The sequence below is a fragment of the Mucilaginibacter sp. genome (genome assembly GCF_039925265.1).
GTDB lineage: Bacteria > Bacteroidota > Bacteroidia > Sphingobacteriales > Sphingobacteriaceae > Mucilaginibacter.
Genome location: NZ_JBDSZG010000047.1, coordinates 111,568 through 129,084, shown reverse-complemented (window position 1 = coordinate 129,084; position 17,517 = coordinate 111,568). Strand labels below are relative to the sequence as shown.

The window sequence follows — 17,517 nt, the reverse complement described above, 5'->3', positions numbered from 1 at the left end:
CAACACTTAACAATATAAAACCATGAAACAGCAACTATTTTACAGAAGCCCCGGCATAAATGAAAACGAGGGCGGCGATGACGAACAACCTGTTGATGACACCTCAACAGATGCAGGTGAAGAAACCAACGGCGAAGACGGTGCCACTGATGAGGATGCTACTGTAGGCGAAGATACCGGCTCTGACGAAGGCGCAACTGACGATAACCCTACCTCGGATGAGGAAACGAACTCTGACGAAGGCGCAACTGACGAAAACCCTACCTCGGATGAGGAAACGAACTCTGATGAAGGCGCAACCGACGAAAACCCTACCTCTGACGAAGATACCGGCTCTGACGAAGGCGCAACTGACGAAAACAATGGCTCGGGCGAGGAAACAACCGATGAGAACGCTACCCCTGAAGATGATACCAATTCAGATGAAAGCGCCGTAGATGAAAATAATACGGAAGGCCCGGAAGCTGAAACTGAAGAAAACAACACAGAGGAGGGAGCTAACATCGAAGGGCAGGAAGCTGAGCATGAGGAAAATAATACGGAAGAAGGCAACACTACCGAAGGTCAGCAATCTGAGAACGGGGAAGGTAATTCCGAAGAGGAAGAACATGAAAGCCACGAAATTGAGAATGAGACAGTACATAACGATGGACAGGAAGCCGGGACCGAAGAAACAAACACTGTTAGCACACCGCCGGTTGCTGTGGCATGGCCCGGCAATTTGAGCCAGTCGCCGGTTACATCTCCCGGTGATGAGCTGGCAACTTTTATCACAGCTATTAAAGCCAACCGGGCGAACGTGCCAGATCATCTTACTGATAAAAATAAGGTAAAGAACGGTTATATGTACGATCCGTTCTCGGGCAAACCTCAGCCGCAGCCGGCATCTATACAACCCAATACTGTAGAGGCATGGATCTGGGAAGAACTAAGGAGCGAAGGCAGTTACACCTCAATTAATACCTATGATAATATGGTGGTTACCTGGGGACGGGGAGTAGCAGGCGCCAATATTGCCAAAGTGCTTAAAAGTGTGTTCGGCGCCCATAGTGATATACAAACCGAGTTTAATAACGTTGGTGTAGCCCTAAATGCAAATGGCATACTACAGGTGGTTGACACCACCCAAAACTGCGTTAAAGAAGGAAGCTTTGCCCTTCAAATTATTAAAGCTGATAAGAAGCTTCTTGATTTCCTGGTAGACATATCATTGAACGATAAGTACAAAGAAGTTTTCTTAGATGCACAATGGAACTTTGTTAAAACTTTTAACGCAAATTTAATCGCGCATGTAAATGCAAGTAAATGGAGCAAAGATGCCGTACAGCTCATGTTCCACTTTAACTGGTGGCTGCCAGCCTATGGGTGGAATGGTCATCCGCAAAACTACAAGGATACCGGTGGCGACGTATCTAAGATCATCTACATTTTTGCCGGTAATCTAAAAAAGAACAGCGTATTGGTTGGTTACCTCAAAAAATTTGCAGGTAATGCCTTCAGCAAATATGTAGCAAAACCGGAATATCAAGGGCAGCCATCCGGCGAGAATATAGTGTTTGAGGACGGAGGAAAAACTTATTATTTACCTAAGCTTTAAGGATACTTGTTTTGAATGAATATTATGACTGATTGAGGGTTAGCAATTGCTCCCTCAACCATTCATAATGTGTATGTTTCATCATTAAATGGTTGAAACAGATAAGAATTGGAAATAATGCTTTGCTTGCTTTACAACATTTACAAATTAAGATAACACTAAATAGCCAATGTACACAGTACCTTACACAAGTAAGTATTCAGTCATAATTATCTTATTATAATTGTTACTACATTATTTTATTTCGACCAAACAATTGACTAATCGAGGAAAAGTATTAAACTACAGTTTAAAGAAGCGGATGCGCAAACCAGTATAACAGATCAACGTTATCAATAAAAACCTAATTAAGCCATCATGGTGAATTGCATTTAAAACTGAATATGACATAGGTAAAAATCAAACTAACTCTTGCGCTGGGAAGAAACTTTGAGGGGGTCATTACAAAGGGTGGTAATTTAATTGCTGCATTAAACTTCATCTCCTCATTTGGTGCTGCAAGAAATATCGAATTGAATCATTATAACATAGTGACCATCATGTACCTGTCACTTACCTTCGGAATCATTCTCATGATAATTGTTATTTTAGGGCTTATAGTCTTTGCAGTAGCTTATTTAAGGGGAGCTGATAAAGTCGACTGGATAAAATCTGAGAGGCTTTTTGTTTAAGAATATTTTGATGGAACAGTCAGTAGTTCAAAATTAGACGAATATTCACTTCAACCGGTTATATTGCGTACGGATTTGTCTTAACCGCCACGTACCAGGGTCCGGGGCGTTTGCTTGCACCCCCCTATGGGGTAATTAAAAATCAAATTTATGGAATGGAAAAATACGGTTACCATTATCACCGGTGCCACCTCGGGAATTGGCCGGGCCACCCTGCAACTCTTAAGAAATGAGGGCAGCCTGGTGTACAACCTTGACAATGTGCCATCTGAGCAACCCGACCCCTATTTTATTAATTGTGATGTAAGCAATAGGTTAAGTGTGGAGCAAGCTATCAGAACGATCTATGATAAAGAAAAAAGAATCGACTTTCTATTTTCAAATGCCGGGCGGCATCTTTTCGCCAATATTGAAGACACCAGTTACGAGCAACTGGAAACATTGGTAGGCATTAATTTGATGGGTACTTTCTACCTGTTAAAAACGGTGATCCCCCTGATGAAACAACAGGAAAAAGGCTGTATTGTGCTGATGGGGTCTGACCAGTGTTTTGTAGGGAAAGGCAGCAGCGCTGTATATGGAATGACCAAGGGAGCTATAGGCCAACTTGCCAAGAGCACTGCTATAGATTACGCTCCGTTTAATATAAGGGTGAACTGTATTTGCCCGGGAACAATTCAGACACCATTACTTGATAATGCAGTGGCACAATTTGTTAACCAGTCGGGACAAGAAGCATCTGCAGTATATGCTGCGCTGGATAGCGCTCAACCCCTGGGGCGTGTAGGCCGGCCAGAGGAAATTGCCAACACTGTTCGTTTCCTTTTCTCAGATGACAGTTCTTTTATCACCGGGGCATTGATCGCTGCAGATGGTGGGTATACTTGCCAGTAAATAGAGGAACATCCTGTAGGGTTTGATTTAAGTAGTTGGAGCGAAGCGCCGCACCATAACTGCACTTACAATAGCAACCGCACATAAAATCAGCATCAAATCAAACCCGCTCTTAAAGCTTCCGCTCACATTGTAGTTGTTTTTTTCGTCGTCTTTCAATCGCGATTGGGTTAAAAAGGAAACGTCAGGTCATCGTATTCCGCTCCTTTCTTTCGTTTGATTGTTGAGTGTGTTTTGATGTATCTAACGACTCATATGAAAGCGAAGGTCATGATCGTAGAGATCTGGCGCTGCCTTTTGGAGAGCAGGCATTGGTTAATGCGGTTAGTACCGCCAGTCCTAATACTGTTATTGTAATTATGGCCAGCGCCCCATACGATCTGAATGAAATCAAAGAGTCAAATTATACTATTGTTTGGTCCTGGTTTAATGGATCGGAGGCCGGTAATGCACTTGCAGATGTCTTAAAAGGTGTGCTGAACCCATCGGGCCGTTTGCCATTCACTTTTCCTGTCTCGCTAAATGACTCACCTGCTTCTGCCTTAAATACTTATCAGGGTAAACTGCTTGTGAATAGGATAGTCGACAAGTAAAGCGTGTATGAAGTTTTAAAGGTGAGCGGAATCCTGCCCGAACACTATGATATATTGGAGTTCAGAAAGGTCACCCCAATAATGCAATCTTTTGGGCGTTTTGTAGGCTGAGTAGTTTGATGCGGAACTACGGGAGGAATTTGTACCTTAACGAATATCTGTTGATTGGCAGTAGCTTACCATGCACTGTTTATTTGAGGTCTCTTATAGGTCTTTATAAGACTGAACCACCACGTGAACGAAGTGAGCATTGAAGGTGAGCAAGTCGTTTTGGTATCGCCAAAACACGACTTGATTCTCTAACGGTAATGATAAATAGGTCAAAAGAAATGACGATTACGACAAATAAAGGGCCCAATTTTTACGGTTATTTGCTCTATGTAATAAGTAGCCGACAAGTGCTGCGATAGGACATGGGCTTTCAGCAAGTTGCCGCCAATAAGCAACTTAACTGATGATAGGCCAAAATACAAAACTATGTTACAGATGGTTCAAATTATGATGAAAATTTCGTTTAAAATAGCGTTAGTTTTTTTGCTTGCCGGTTTTATTAGTGGCAGCAATGTATTGGCTCAATCCCAGGCTGCAACACCAAGGGAGGTTATCCCACTAAACTCTGCCTGGGAGTTTCATTACAACTATGACGTAAGCCAAACTCCAAAGAAACAAACGGTGGACCTGCCGCATACCTGGGATGCCGGAGAGGTGGAAAAAGGAGTGCTGAATTATGAGCGGGGAACCGGGATATATGAAAAGAAAATCCTGGTAGATGCAGATAAGAAAGATAATCGCCTGTTCCTGTATTTTGAAGGTGCAAATTCGGTTGCTACGTTGTTTGTAAATAACAGTTTCGTGGGCGAGCACAAAGGCGGTTATACTGCCTTCTATTTTGAGATTACCCGTTTTGTAAAGTTAGGTGCCGAAAACTATATAACCATACAGGTGAGTAATACTTACCGTACGGACGTACTGCCGCTTACGGGCGACTTTAATATTTACGGAGGGCTACATAGGAAGGTAAACCTGCTTGTCACTTCAAAAATTGCATTTCCCCGCTGGACAATGCTTCGCCGGGTGTTTACCTCGTTCCCACAAATGTCTCTTCAAAAAAAGCGGAAGTAACTGTCGTAACCAAGCTATCAACAACATATACCGACTCGTTAGCGATCAAAACAACTATCTTCGACAATCATCATAAGATAGTTACCACAACTACAACTGCGTTAACCGGCAGAGATAAAGATGGCGCTAACCAAAGCATTGTTATAGAGAATCCCCACCTGTGGAATGGTAAAGCCGATCCGTATTTATACAAGGCACGTGTACAACTATTATATAAGGATAAGGTTATTGATGAAGTTGTACAGCCTTTGGGTTTACGATACTTTAGCGTTGATGCTGGCAAAGGATTTTTCCTGAACGGGAAATACCTGGATCTGCACGGCCTCGGGCTGCACGAAGACGTAGCGGGCAAGGGCTCTGCCTTAACCACTGCCGATTTGTATAAAGATATGCAGCTGATAGAAGAAGTTGGCGCTACGGCCCTGCGGTTTACACACTATCCGCACCAGCAATATTTATACGAATTATGCGATTCTACAGGCGTAGTGGTCTGGAGCGAGATACCCTTTGTTGGTCCTGGCGGTTATACAGGTGCTGGGTATATCAAAACCCCGGAGTTTCATCAACAGGCCAAACAAGTGCTTACTGAGATGATCCGGCAGAACTTCAATCATCCGTCGGTATGTTTCTGGGGGCTGTTCAACGAGCTGAAGCTGGATTATGATAACCCTGTACCATTTTTAGACAGCCTGAATGTAATAGCCAAAACTGAAGATCCAAGCCGCATCACTACCTGCGCATCGCTTAAAGATGATGATACTTACAATGGCGTTAGCGATGTAATTGCATGGAACAAATATTTTGGCTGGTACGGCTCCAGCTTCGGCGATTTGGGCGTATGGGCTGATAAAACGCACCGTCAGTTCCCTCAAAAGCCTTTTGCTATAAGTGAATATGGCGCGGGTGGTAGTCCTTTCCAGCACCAGGAAAACGCAACCCAGCCATCGCCAACCGGCAGGTTCCATCCCGAAGAATGGCAAACGTTGTTTCATGAACAAAGCTGGAAACAGCTGGTGGCGAGGCCGTTTGTATGGGGTAAATATATATGGGTGCTGGCGGACTTCGGCTCATCAGTACGGACCGAGGGCATAGCTAACGGCATAAACGACAAAGGGTTGGTTACGTATGACCGGGCTATAAAAAAGGATGCGTTCTATTTTTATAAAGCCAACTGGAACCCGGAACCCATGATTTATATAGCGGGTCGGCGGAATGCTGATAGAAAAGAAAGCGCCACACAGATAAAGGCCTTTTGCAACCTAAATAAAGCAGAGCTATTTATAAATGGGGTATCGGCTGGTGTTAATATCAACGATGGACTGAACAGGATGGTTTGGGAGAAGGTAAAGCTACACCAAGGGAAGAATACCATTAAAATGGTGGCTAAACACCGGGGTAAAACAGTTGAAGATACCTGCATTTGGATATTAAACTGAATTTTTAAGACTAAAGCTGCCGTTTAATGCTCGGATTAGAGAGCAACGCAGGCCATTGATGCAGGATGTAACCAACTCTTTTACTTTAATGCCATCACTACCCGATAAAAGCTTGCCCCGTGCACTTAAGTCCGACAGATGGGGTGGTATAATCTCATTTTGTTTCGAATCTATTTTAACCGCCTAAAACGTTGTTATTAACGGCCCGGAGTTATCATCCCACCGCGGATTTCGGCCATCTGCCTTTGCAACCGTTTATTTTTCACTCACAGAAGTTTTCAACCAGTTCCTGAAACTAACCTCAAACGCTAAATGCTTTGGGGGTGTTTCATTGCAATAATACGGTAGCCGTAATTATCGTGATGGCTTGGTGGTAAACGTCACTTTTGTGTGTACATACGGGACTCATTTAAGCTAAACAATTGCCGTTTGTATAAGTGTTTGATTGTGGAGGAGATCTATAATGCTTATAACCCTATCAACTATTCTAAATCTTTTTGAACATGGCTGACTGATTTAATAATAATCGGTATTAGATGCTTTGTTATGATAAATAGGTAAAAAGATATGATGAATAGGACAAGTAAACCAATGTGATAAGTGGTTGATTTGTTTAATCCAAACGTGGATTTACCAATAACCAATCAAAACCAATTAATTATGAGAATGAAAATTACTAATCAAAAAAATCTGCTAAAAAAAATCAGGTATTATGTAATACCGATACTCCTGACTTTTATTTGCGGTCCGCTGTTTGCGCAATCATTAAGTGTTAAAGGGAAGGTGATCTCGGGCGATAATAACCAGCCCTTAGCTGGTGTAACGATTACCGAAAAGGGGAAACAAAATGTTGTGATGGCTTCGTCCTCCGGATTGTTTTCCATCACTGTAAGTGCCAACGCAACGCTTATTTTTTCGATGGTTGGTTTTACTACGCAGGAGGTAGCCGTAAACGGACAGGTTGAAGTTAATATTATTTTACAGCCCGATAATAAAGCATTGAATGAAGTTGTAGTTATCGGCTACGGAACTGCCCGCAGAAAAGATTTGGTTGGAGCGGTTAATACGGTGTCTGCTAAAGAAGCCGGTGCCAATACGGCGTTAAGCGCTTCACAATTGCTTGTGGGCAAAATGCCCGGGGTGCAGGTGGTTAATTCGCAAATAATCATACGCGGAACGGGGTCTTTCACAAGTGTAGATCCGCTTTATGTTATTGATGGCATACAAGGCGATGGTAATGTATTTAGTACCATAAGCCCGCAGGACATAGAAACTATTACTGTTTTAAAAGATGCATCATCAACCGCCATATATGGTGTCGCAGCCGCCAATGGCGTAGTAATTATCACAACAAAAAAAGCAAAAGCCGGCTCTACACAAGTTACCTTTAATTCGCAGGCAGGCATCTCAAAAGCATGGCGGCAATTGGATATTTTAAAAGCCGCCGACTACGTGGACCTGCTTAAAGATATTGCCGCCACTACCAATATTGCCGTGCCCGCTAAATTAAATACGCCCGATGTATTGGTTGATCGTGCGGATTATCAAAAGGAAGTATTTAAAACAGCTTACACTACAGAAAACGACCTGAATGTTAGCGGTGGGGGCGATAAGGTCTTATATAACTTATCAATGAGTTTCATGACGCAGCAAGGCATAGTCAGAAGTTACCAAAACGACAGGTTGTTCACGAGGTTCTCGCTTGATGAAAAGCTGGGGCGGTTCCATTTTGGCCAAACTTTAAATTTACGATATAACAAGGCAAAGGGGCAGGCGGCCAGCATTGTAAGCGCTATTACTTACGCCCCATATAAGCCTGTATATGATCCTGATGTGTTGGGGGGCTATTCAATAGTTACCAATGTTGATGATAACAGTAATGTGGGCAACCCGTTACAGGATTTGGGTGTTAAATCAAACAAAGGCAATAGTTTAACCTTATATCCGCAGGTCTTTGGCGAATTAAGGCTAATAAGCGGCCTTACGTTCAGGTCGCAGCTTGCAGGAACCTACAATACCAGTAATTCAGATTCGTACCAATATCCGTACGTGGCATCCAACAAACTGGCTTACGGCAGGCAGGTGGGCCGTTCATTCGGTACGTCATTTACCTATACTTTTGAGAATTACTTTTCGTATAATAAAACCTTTGGCTTGCATAACGTATCCGCCACATTAGGAACAAGTTATATTGATGCGGGGTACAATAAAGCGCTCACTGTTTTGGGTACGGGCCTTACCAACGATAATATCAAGGATATCAGTGTTGCTCCTACTGTTACTACAACTGGCAATGGATCGGGCTACGGTACACAATTTGGCAGTGCGCAATCCTGGTACGGGCGTTTAATTTATACATTTAATGACAGGTACATTCTTTCGGGCAGTATTCGCAGAGACGGGTCGTCAAACTTTGGTACCAATAACAGATATGGTAACTTTCCGGGTGTAGGCTTTGCCTGGAAGTTTACCGAGGAAAGTTTTATAAAGTCGGCGTTCCCGTTCCTTTCAGACAGCAGGCTGCGTGCGGGCTGGGGCCGCACAGGTAACAATAAGTTCAATTTAGGGGTAACCGATGTATTTACCTATAGCGGTTATCCGAATGGTAACCTGGTTTACTCCTTAGGCACCAACGAGGCCTTTGTGGGCGGTGTTACCGTGGCAACTATTTCCAATCCGAATTTGCGATGGGAGCAGACGGATCAAACGGACCTGGGCCTTGATTTAGGTTTTCTGAACAATCAGCTAACAGTTAATGCCGGCTATTACAATCGTAAAAGCCATGGTTTAATTGTTAATGTACCCATACCAACCAGCGTAGGTATTGGCGGTATAAATGGGATACAGAGTGTATTAACATCAAATGCCGCCGATGCAGAAAATAAAGGCTTTGAATTGCAGGTATCGTACCGGAGTAACAGTAACCACGAGTTTAAGTATTCTATCAGTGCAAACGGCTCCTACAATAAAAACAAAACACTGTCATTAGGCAACCTGTCGCAAACGCCAATTATCAGCGGCGCTTTTAATAATTTGAATGGCCTTACGCTAACCCAGCAGGGTTCGCCAATTGGCGCTTTTTATGGTTACCGGGTCGATCATGTGGCAAGTACACAAACCGAAATTGATGCGTTTAATATGGTCGCTCGTCAAAAAACGGGCAATGCCACAGTTCAATACCAGACGGGTGTAAAGCCCGGCGATTTTTTGTTTAAGGATTTAAATGGCGACGGTATTGTAGATGTAAAAGATCAGGAGGTATTGGGAAGCGCCATTCCAAAGTTTATTTACGGGTTTAACTTCAGCGGCAGCTATAAAAACTTTGATATCAACCTGGTGATATCCGGGGTGGCGGGTATAGAACTGGCCAACGCCCTTAAGTTTTTTACCGAAAACGCTTCAACCGGGCATAATGCTACAACCGCGATACTAAACCGCTGGAAGAAACCCGGCGATGTGGCTACTTTACCAAGAGCCGGCCAAAGCGTTACTTCATCGGGCAATTTGCGTCCATCGGACTTTTTTACCGAAAATGGCGCTTATTTACGTGCCCGTAACTTAACGCTGGGTTATACTTTCTCAAAAACTACCTTAAGGGCGTTTTCTGGCAATGTGCTAAGCAGGTTAAGGGTTTTTGCAGCTGCTGAAAACCTGTTCACTATAACAGGTTACAAGGGTTATGATCCGGAAGTAAGCGGCAGTAACTTTATTTTTGGTCGTGGTATAGATAACGGACAACTACCCCAGGCGAGGACTTTTATAGCGGGAATACAAGTAGGATTTTAAAATATAACGAAAAAGACAATGAAAAAACATATAAAATATTTGCTGTGCGCAGGTTTATTACTTACTGCAGGCAGCTGTAAAAAGAATTTAGACTTGCAAAATAAAAATGCCTATACCTACGATACGTATTTTGCGAGCGATAACGTATTGAACCAGGCAACCATTGCAACGTATGCCACTTTATTGCATAACGGTTTATGGGCAAGGGAGTGGTACTTTATTTTTGACCTTTTGGGCTATGAAGCAAAGAATGATCAGCCTTTAACCGGCGATTTGCTGAACCTGGCACAATATAATTTTGGTAATAACCAGCCAACGTTAGATGTGATGTGGGCATCGTTATACCGAATGGTTTTTCGCGCCAATGTGGTGATAGACAGGGCCAACGCATGGAAAGCAGTAACCACTGTAGAATTAGCACATCAGAAACAGTATATTGCAGAAGCTAAGTTTTTGCGGGCCTACGCTTATTTTAACCTGGTGAGTTTATATGGGCGCGTACCTTTGCGCACCAGCTATCAGGAAACTATCAATAACCTGGAGCAACCCCGTGCAAGCGTGGCCGAAGTTTGGGCCTTCGTAGAAAAAGACTTGCTGGATGCGCAGACTGATTTACCGGTAGCCTTTACAAACGCCGATTTAGGACGGGCCACAAAAGGCGCTGCCACAGCGCTTTTTGGAAAATCGTATCTTTATCAAAAAAAATATCCTTTGGCTGTTACTGAGCTGAGCAAATTGACACAGGCACCTTATACCTATACTTTGTCACCTAATTATAGCGACCTGTTTAACACCACCAATCAAAACAATAAGGAAAATATTTTCCAGATAATGAATCAAACCTGGACCGATTGGGGCATTGGCAGCCAATATTATGTGTTTGGCGGGCAAGAAATTAACGGAAAAGCAACACACTCAGACCGGGCACAGGAATACGGCTTCAACGATTGGAGCAACGTGTTTATTACTACAACAGCCGTTAAGGCATTTACTTATATCAACCCGCAAACCAACGCCCCATACGTTGATCCGCGTGCTGCGTACACTTTTTATGGTGACGCGGCAAGCGGCGGGCAAACGCAATATTGCCAGCAATGTACCGGAGGCCCGATTGCTTACCCGTTTGCGGCTAAAGGCTACCATTATTTAAAGTACCAGTATTATAATTTAATTGCGGTTTATGGAGGCCCGCAAAGCGGTATTAACGGTCAGGTAATACGCTATGCCGATGTGTTGTTGCTTTTGGCCGAAGCCTATATTCAGCAGGGCAATACAGGTGCCGAGCCATTAGGATTAATTAACCAGGTAAGGGCGAGGGCAGGTGCCCCCATTTATACAACACTGGGCGATCAGGCTAATGCATTTAAAATTCTAATGCTGGAAAGGCAGCTGGAGCTTACCGGCGAGCAGGCCCGTTACTTCGATCTTATTCGCTGGGGGATTGCTAAACAAACCATCAATGCACAGCGGATTATAGAAGATCATACACAGCCCTTTGAAGACAAAAATGTGCTCCTGCCGATTCCTATATCCGAAAAGAATGCGAACCCAAACGTTGCAAAGGATATCACCAACGACTGGAACTAAAAGGTATACTCCCTAACATTAAAGAGGCCGCCCTATAAGCGGGGCGGCCTCTTAATATTATAAATCTGTTTAATTCATCCTGCATTTTCCAGGTAGATCAATCACATATTGGTTTGCTTTATTTCCTGAATAAATTGGGTGGGCGTTTTGCCGAATTCTTTTTTAAATGCCCTGGTAAAGTATGATTGCGTTTGTAAGCCTACCCGATACAGCACATCGGTAATAAATATATCTTCGTGAATCATAATTTCCTTTGCTTTTTGCAACCTTATGGTACGAATAAACTCACCAATAGACTGGCCCGTAATGCTTTTGATTTTATTGTACAGCTTGGTTTTGCTCATGCACATTTCTGCCGAAAGAAAGTCTGCATCCAAATAGGGGGCAGTTATGTTTGCAGTGATGTGTAACAGCAGTTTATCAATAAACTCTTTATCGCGGGCAGAATGTACCAATTCCCTAACCTCAAGCTGATGGTCTTTGGCGTAATGGTTTTTTAACTTTTGCCGCTGTTCAAAAATATTTTTAATAGTTAAGTTTAACAGCTTAAAATTAATAGGTTTTGAAAAAAAGTAGTCTGCTCCCGATCCAATTCCCTCAATTTTCGAATCAATATTATCTTTAGCCGTTAGCAATAAAAAAGGGATGTGGCTTGTTTCCAGGTCCTCTTTAATTAGCCTGCAAAAGTCTATGCCATTCATCCCGGGCATCATAATATCGCTTATAATGAGCGAGGGATATTCCTCTTTAGCTTTAATTATACCCTGGGCGCCGTCTGTGGCTGCCGAAATTTGATAGTAATTACACAAGCTATCTCTAATTAGCTCAATCATTTCGACGTTATCGTCAACTATTAGAATATGCTTTTTAACAGTATTAGTATTTACTTCGTCCATTAAATCATCAATAGCTACGGTGCTTACATCGGTATTATATGGCAGGGCTGGTAAAACACTTTCTAACCTTACTGCGGTTCTTGCTATGGTTTCATTCCAAATTTCCCCTTTATTATAATCATCCTTTAAATAAGGTATTTTTATAATCACTTCCGTGCCTTTATGCTTTTCACTATATACGTAAATTTCACCTTTGTGCAAAGCTACCAGGCTTTTCACAAAAGCCAGCCCTATGCCCGATCCGAGGTGAGATTCAGTGATTCTGTAATAGCGTTCAAACAAATGTTTTAACGAGTTCTTGTCGATGCCAATTCCGGTATCTGTAACTTTAATGGCAAGGTATTTTTTATACTTATAATCACTTTTAACTATCAGTTCATTTTTATAGCTATTAGTGTCCATGTTTTCAGGTTCGGCTATTTCCACTATAATCTTTCCACCTGCCGGAGTGTATTTAATGGCGTTATGAATCAGGTTTAAGACTATTTTTTCCAGTATTTGCCTGTCAAACCAGGTATTGGTTACGGATAAATTCTTCTTAAAAGATAGGCTTAACTGTTTCTCGTGCGCTAACACAACAAATTCATCCGTAATCTCGTCAATAAACAAAGTAATATTTCCCTGCGCTACGTTTAATGATAAGGCGGACGATTCCACTTTCCTGAAATCCATTAATTCGTTAATCAAGTTCATCAGCCGGTTGGCATTTTTTAGAAGCGGTGCAAAGTGCCGACCGGCAGTAATGCTTACTTCTTCTTGCATCAGCCGTTCCAGCCTGCCAAGTATCAGAGTAAGTGGTGTGCGTAAATCGTGCGATATATTGGTGAAAAACTGGAGCTGTATCTGGTGCAATTCTTCTTTTTTTGATTTTTCCAGCTTATCCAGTTCCAGCCTGCGCTTAAAGCTTAAAGCGTAATAAACTCCGGTTATAAAAACGGCAGCGATTAAAGCACGAAACCAAGTGGTTTGCCAGTATGGAGGTGTAATAATGATAATGATTGTCGTAAAACGGTTGTTCCATATCCCATCGTTATTGGATCCTTTTACTTTAAAGGTATAAGTACCAGGGCCTATGTTGGTATAAAAGGCTCTTCTGTCGTGGCCGATATAGTTCCACTGTTTATCAAATCCCTCCAGCTTATAGGCGTATAGGTTATTGCTGGTGGCCGTATAATTAAGCGCTGCAAATGTTAAAGCAAATGTGGACTGATTGTACGATAAAACAATTTGCCTAGCACTATTAATATCGCTTTTTAGTGGCGAGTTATAATCAAACGAGGTTACTTTTTTGTTGAATATTTGAAAATCGGTTAAATATACCGGGGGGATAAAATTATTGACTATAATATTTTTTGGATAAAAGGAGTTGAATCCGCCTATTCCTCCAAAAAATATTTTACCGTCCTTACTTCTTAAAAAAGCATTTGCAGAAAACTCTTCATTTTGCAGGCCATCGGCCTTGTTATATTTTTTGTAGGCGCCATTCTCCGGGTTAAACTTGATGAGCCCGTTAAACGTTGATATCCACAACAGCCCGCTTTCGTCCTCCACAATTCCCTTTATAAACTCGGTGGCTAATATGCCGCTTTTAGCATAAACGTCAAATTTGTCTTTTGCCTCATCATACAAATACAGTCCAGATTGCCCTGCCCAGATGCGGCCCTTGCTATCTGGATAAATTACTTCAACAATAGGGTTTTTCTCCTGACTCAAAAAATAGTGCCTAAAGGAATTAGTTGTTACGTCAAAGCAGTTCAGGCCGGCATCGTCGGTGCCTATCCATATATTGCCTTTTTTATCTTCACTTATTGATACGATATTATAACCTAAAAAACTGGTTTTATCTTGCGGATCCCTCGTTATTTTGGTGAATCTATTATTTTCCGGATTATAAAGATTTAATCCTCCATTATAGGTGCCTACCCAAATGTTCCCTTTTTTGTCTTTTAGAAGTTTGAACACATGGTTAGAGCTGATGCTGAAATTGTCGCGGGCATTATACAATAATCTTTTAAATTTCCCAGTTTTTTCATTAAAAACGTTTAAGCCCCCATCCCAGGTAGCAATTAGTAAGTTCCCCTTGCCATCATTAATAATATCAAGTACTGCATCGCAACTAATGGAGGTATTATCAAAAGCATTGTAGCGATAATGTTTGAAAGTGTTATCTGCGCGGTTATATTTATTAAGCCCGCCGCCGTCGGTACCTATCCATATGTTGCCTTTTGCGTCTTCATAAAAAGCTTTTACGTCATTGTAACTTAAGCTATTGTTATTCTCTTCTTGTTGAAAAGCCTCGAAGTTTTGTGATTTTGGCGTATATAATTCAATTCCTCCGTGGTGTGTGCCAATCCATAAGTTGCCTTGGTTATCTTCAAAAAATGCTGATATTGTTCTTTGAGGCAGCGTACCAGGCTTGTTTAAATGGTCGTCTGTGTAATGATAAAAGGAATTTCTATCTGGAGCAAGTAAGTTTAAGCCGCCATTTACGCAACCAACCCATAGGTTTCCCTTGCGATCAAACATTAACTCTGTAATAGCATTGCTCCCAATGCTTGATGCATCCTTTTCATTATGGACAAGATGCCTTATTTTTTTTGTTTTATGTTCAACAACGTATATACCAGCACTTTCGCTACCTATCCAAAAATCGCCGTTGGTAGCCTGTTGAATAGCCCTTACATTGCCTTTAAAATTAGGTATAAGCATATCTTCAACAAATGTACTATCGCCGAAATTGAATTTATTTAAGCCAGAGCTGGCAGCAACCCACAAGTTGTTTTGATTATCCTCAAACAGGTAATTAACGTAGTTTAGTGGGTGATTAGCGGTATTTTTTTTAAAGACTGTAAATTTTTTGGTCCGCCGGTTAAATATATTCAAGCCGCCATTGTAGGTGCTTACCCAAAGGTTGCCACGACGATCTTCATAAATACGGCCGATGCTATTGTCGGATAACGACTCGGGATTATTTACCTGGTATTTATAGGTAATAAAAGTACCGGCCTCACGATTAAATATGTTCAATCCGTTAGAAGTACCGATCCACAGGTTTTTTTGCTTGTCTTCATAAATATGCCTGATGTAATTGTCGCTGATGCTGGATTTGTTTTTTTGGTTGTATTTATAAACCACCATTTGATACCCGTCATATTTATTTAACCCGTCTTTGGTGCCAAACCACATAAAACCTTTACTATCCTGTAATATGCAATTCACAGAGCTATTAGAAAGCCCGTTATCACTGGATATATTTGTGAACTTTAAGGCTGGTACAATAGTGGCACCAAAAAGCGGACATAGGCATAACAACCATAACAGGCGCCATTTGGCAAACGCCATAACTGGTTTATAAATTTTCATTCAACAGGTTATTAATTGGTTTGGATATCATGCTAAGACTGCTATAATTCCGGCAATCTAAAATACCTAAATCTAAACTAAAGCAAGCTAAAAAAGATATTAATGATAAATAGGGCAAAAGAAATGATAGCTTGGACAAGTGCACCAGTTGACATGTGATGCAGATAAATGACCTGCTTATTGAATTTGGTTATTCAAAATATATGAGAGAGCCAGGCCCATACTTAGGAGGTTGCAATCACCTTTGAATTTTCTATAAAATGGTTCGAAAAAAGTCATAGCGGGATCTCTATAATAATGCGAACCCGGAGGTACCTGAACAGCATGTTCTTAACCGTTTACGTTGCAATATGGAATTTGGCGGAGTTGACCCTTTAGAGCTTTCGGAATTGATTTCGCGCTACCGGTCTACGGGGGAGGTATAAGGATAGTTATATGTGCATAAATAGCTAGTTGAAGAGCGCTTGAATTCCAGCAGTATTTTATCAATGACTGGCTTAAAATGGTAAAGCCGTTGGTAATTATGGGGTTAACATAAAAATATTGGATATTCAATTAGTCCCTATAGTACTCTAAATTTTAGTAATCCAAATTTTATATGCTGGTTTAAAATACGCTTGCAAAGCAGGCAAATTAACTATATTTGTTTCATACTTGCACGGGGTGCTTTACTGTTTGGTAAAGGCTGAGATAATACCCGATAACCTGATACGGATAATACCGGCGTAGGAATGCATGGGCATATTAGATCCACGTTTCAGCATATAGCTGTATTTGTATACTATAAGGCCTTGTTCCCTGTACCGATTATTGGCGCAAAGGAGCAAGGTTTTAACATTTACAGCAATTTATGGAAACATTACCTCAAAACAATTTCGGGCTCATTACCCGCGACCTCAGCAACTGGCAGGGTCGCAAAGAATGGTTTTTCAACCGCGAACACACCGATACCTATGAACAGTGGTACGAAGGCCGTTACAAACGGGCCGAAGTATGGCAGAAAAAGGTAATGAGCCAACTGCTTGGCAAGGATTCGCGCGTTAAGGAACTGCTGGAATTTGGTTGTGGCACTACCCGCTTTACGCGCTGGTGGCACGAAATAGATATTGAGGCAACCGGAGGAGATATCTCCCCTTTTATGCTGGGCCAGGCAGTGCACCTTTTTGATGGCGATCTGGTGAATGCGGATTCGCATTTTATGCCTTTTAAAAACCATACTTTTGACGCGGTCGCTTTTATAACCACTTTTGAATATTACCGCGATCCTATACAGGTGATCCGCGAAGCGGCCCGTGTGGGCAGGCATGGCATTGCCTTCGGCATGATGAACCGTAACTCGCCCAAAGTATTGCGCAGGCGTATACAGCAAATGTTCGGTAAAAATCCATTTTATGTTACGGCTACCTTTTATACACCTCAACTGCTTATTAAAAAAATAGACGAAGCCTTAAAAGGCAGGCAGTATAGCCTGGAGTGGACTTGTACCGGCCTGCCAAAATGGTTCCCGGTGCAGCAATGGAGTATGCCGCTGGGCGATTTTTTCGGTTTGTATGTTAAACTGCTTGACTAACT

The 17,517-nt window shown here is 42.0% G+C and carries 10 protein-coding genes and 1 riboswitch; of the genes, 8 read left to right on the top strand and 2 right to left on the bottom strand.

The window, feature by feature from the left end:
• Positions 1–22: 22 nt before the first annotated feature.
• Positions 23–1,597, top strand: coding sequence for a hypothetical protein (locus ABIX36_RS22015; protein WP_348084323.1), 1,575 nt, complete (start codon positions 23–25; stop codon positions 1,595–1,597).
• Between the two features lie 821 nt (positions 1,598–2,418).
• A complete protein-coding gene (locus tag ABIX36_RS22010) occupies positions 2,419–3,162 on the top strand; it encodes an SDR family oxidoreductase (RefSeq protein ID WP_348084322.1) in 744 nt (247 codons plus the stop codon).
• Between the two features lie 27 nt (positions 3,163–3,189).
• On the opposite strand, the gene ABIX36_RS22005 is transcribed toward ABIX36_RS22010, so the two are convergent.
• The gene (locus ABIX36_RS22005) at positions 3,190–3,321 is read right to left on the bottom strand and encodes a hypothetical protein (protein WP_348084321.1); all 132 of its coding nucleotides are present in this window, start codon (positions 3,319–3,321) and stop codon (positions 3,190–3,192) included.
• Positions 3,322–3,389: 68 nt separating this feature from the next.
• Here ABIX36_RS22005 and ABIX36_RS22000 point away from each other — a divergent pair, with 68 nt between their 5' ends.
• The 5 genes from ABIX36_RS22000 to ABIX36_RS21980 all read left to right on the top strand — a co-directional run bounded on the left by ABIX36_RS22000 (position 3,390) and on the right by ABIX36_RS21980 (position 11,686).
• Complete coding sequence (locus ABIX36_RS22000) at positions 3,390–3,755, top strand: glycoside hydrolase family 3 C-terminal domain-containing protein (protein WP_348084320.1); 366 nt, start codon at positions 3,390–3,392, stop codon at positions 3,753–3,755.
• A 498-nt stretch (positions 3,756–4,253) separates the two neighbouring features.
• Positions 4,254–4,877, top strand: coding sequence for a sugar-binding domain-containing protein (locus ABIX36_RS21995; RefSeq protein WP_348084319.1), 624 nt, complete (start codon positions 4,254–4,256; stop codon positions 4,875–4,877).
• Positions 4,878–5,125: 248 nt separating this feature from the next.
• The gene (locus tag ABIX36_RS21990) at positions 5,126–6,313 is read left to right on the top strand and encodes a glycoside hydrolase family 2 TIM barrel-domain containing protein (protein WP_348084318.1); all 1,188 of its coding nucleotides are present in this window, start codon (positions 5,126–5,128) and stop codon (positions 6,311–6,313) included.
• 666 nt (positions 6,314–6,979) lie between these two features.
• Positions 6,980–10,099 (top strand): TonB-dependent receptor, encoded by a 3,120-nt coding sequence (locus ABIX36_RS21985; protein ID WP_348084317.1) that lies wholly within the window; start codon positions 6,980–6,982, stop codon positions 10,097–10,099.
• An 18-nt stretch (positions 10,100–10,117) separates the two neighbouring features.
• The gene (locus tag ABIX36_RS21980; protein WP_348084316.1) at positions 10,118–11,686 is read left to right on the top strand and encodes a RagB/SusD family nutrient uptake outer membrane protein; all 1,569 of its coding nucleotides are present in this window, start codon (positions 10,118–10,120) and stop codon (positions 11,684–11,686) included.
• A gap of 101 nt (positions 11,687–11,787) precedes the next feature.
• On the opposite strand, the gene ABIX36_RS21975 is transcribed toward ABIX36_RS21980, so the two are convergent.
• Positions 11,788–15,894, bottom strand: coding sequence for a two-component regulator propeller domain-containing protein (locus ABIX36_RS21975; protein ID WP_348084404.1), 4,107 nt, complete (start codon positions 15,892–15,894; stop codon positions 11,788–11,790).
• A gap of 700 nt (positions 15,895–16,594) precedes the next feature.
• Positions 16,595–16,694, top strand: a riboswitch (TPP riboswitch).
• 101 nt (positions 16,695–16,795) lie between these two features.
• Between ABIX36_RS21975 and ABIX36_RS21970 the strand changes: the two genes are divergently transcribed.
• The gene (locus ABIX36_RS21970; protein WP_348084315.1) at positions 16,796–17,515 is read left to right on the top strand and encodes a class I SAM-dependent methyltransferase; all 720 of its coding nucleotides are present in this window, start codon (positions 16,796–16,798) and stop codon (positions 17,513–17,515) included.
• Positions 17,516–17,517 lie beyond the last annotated feature (2 nt).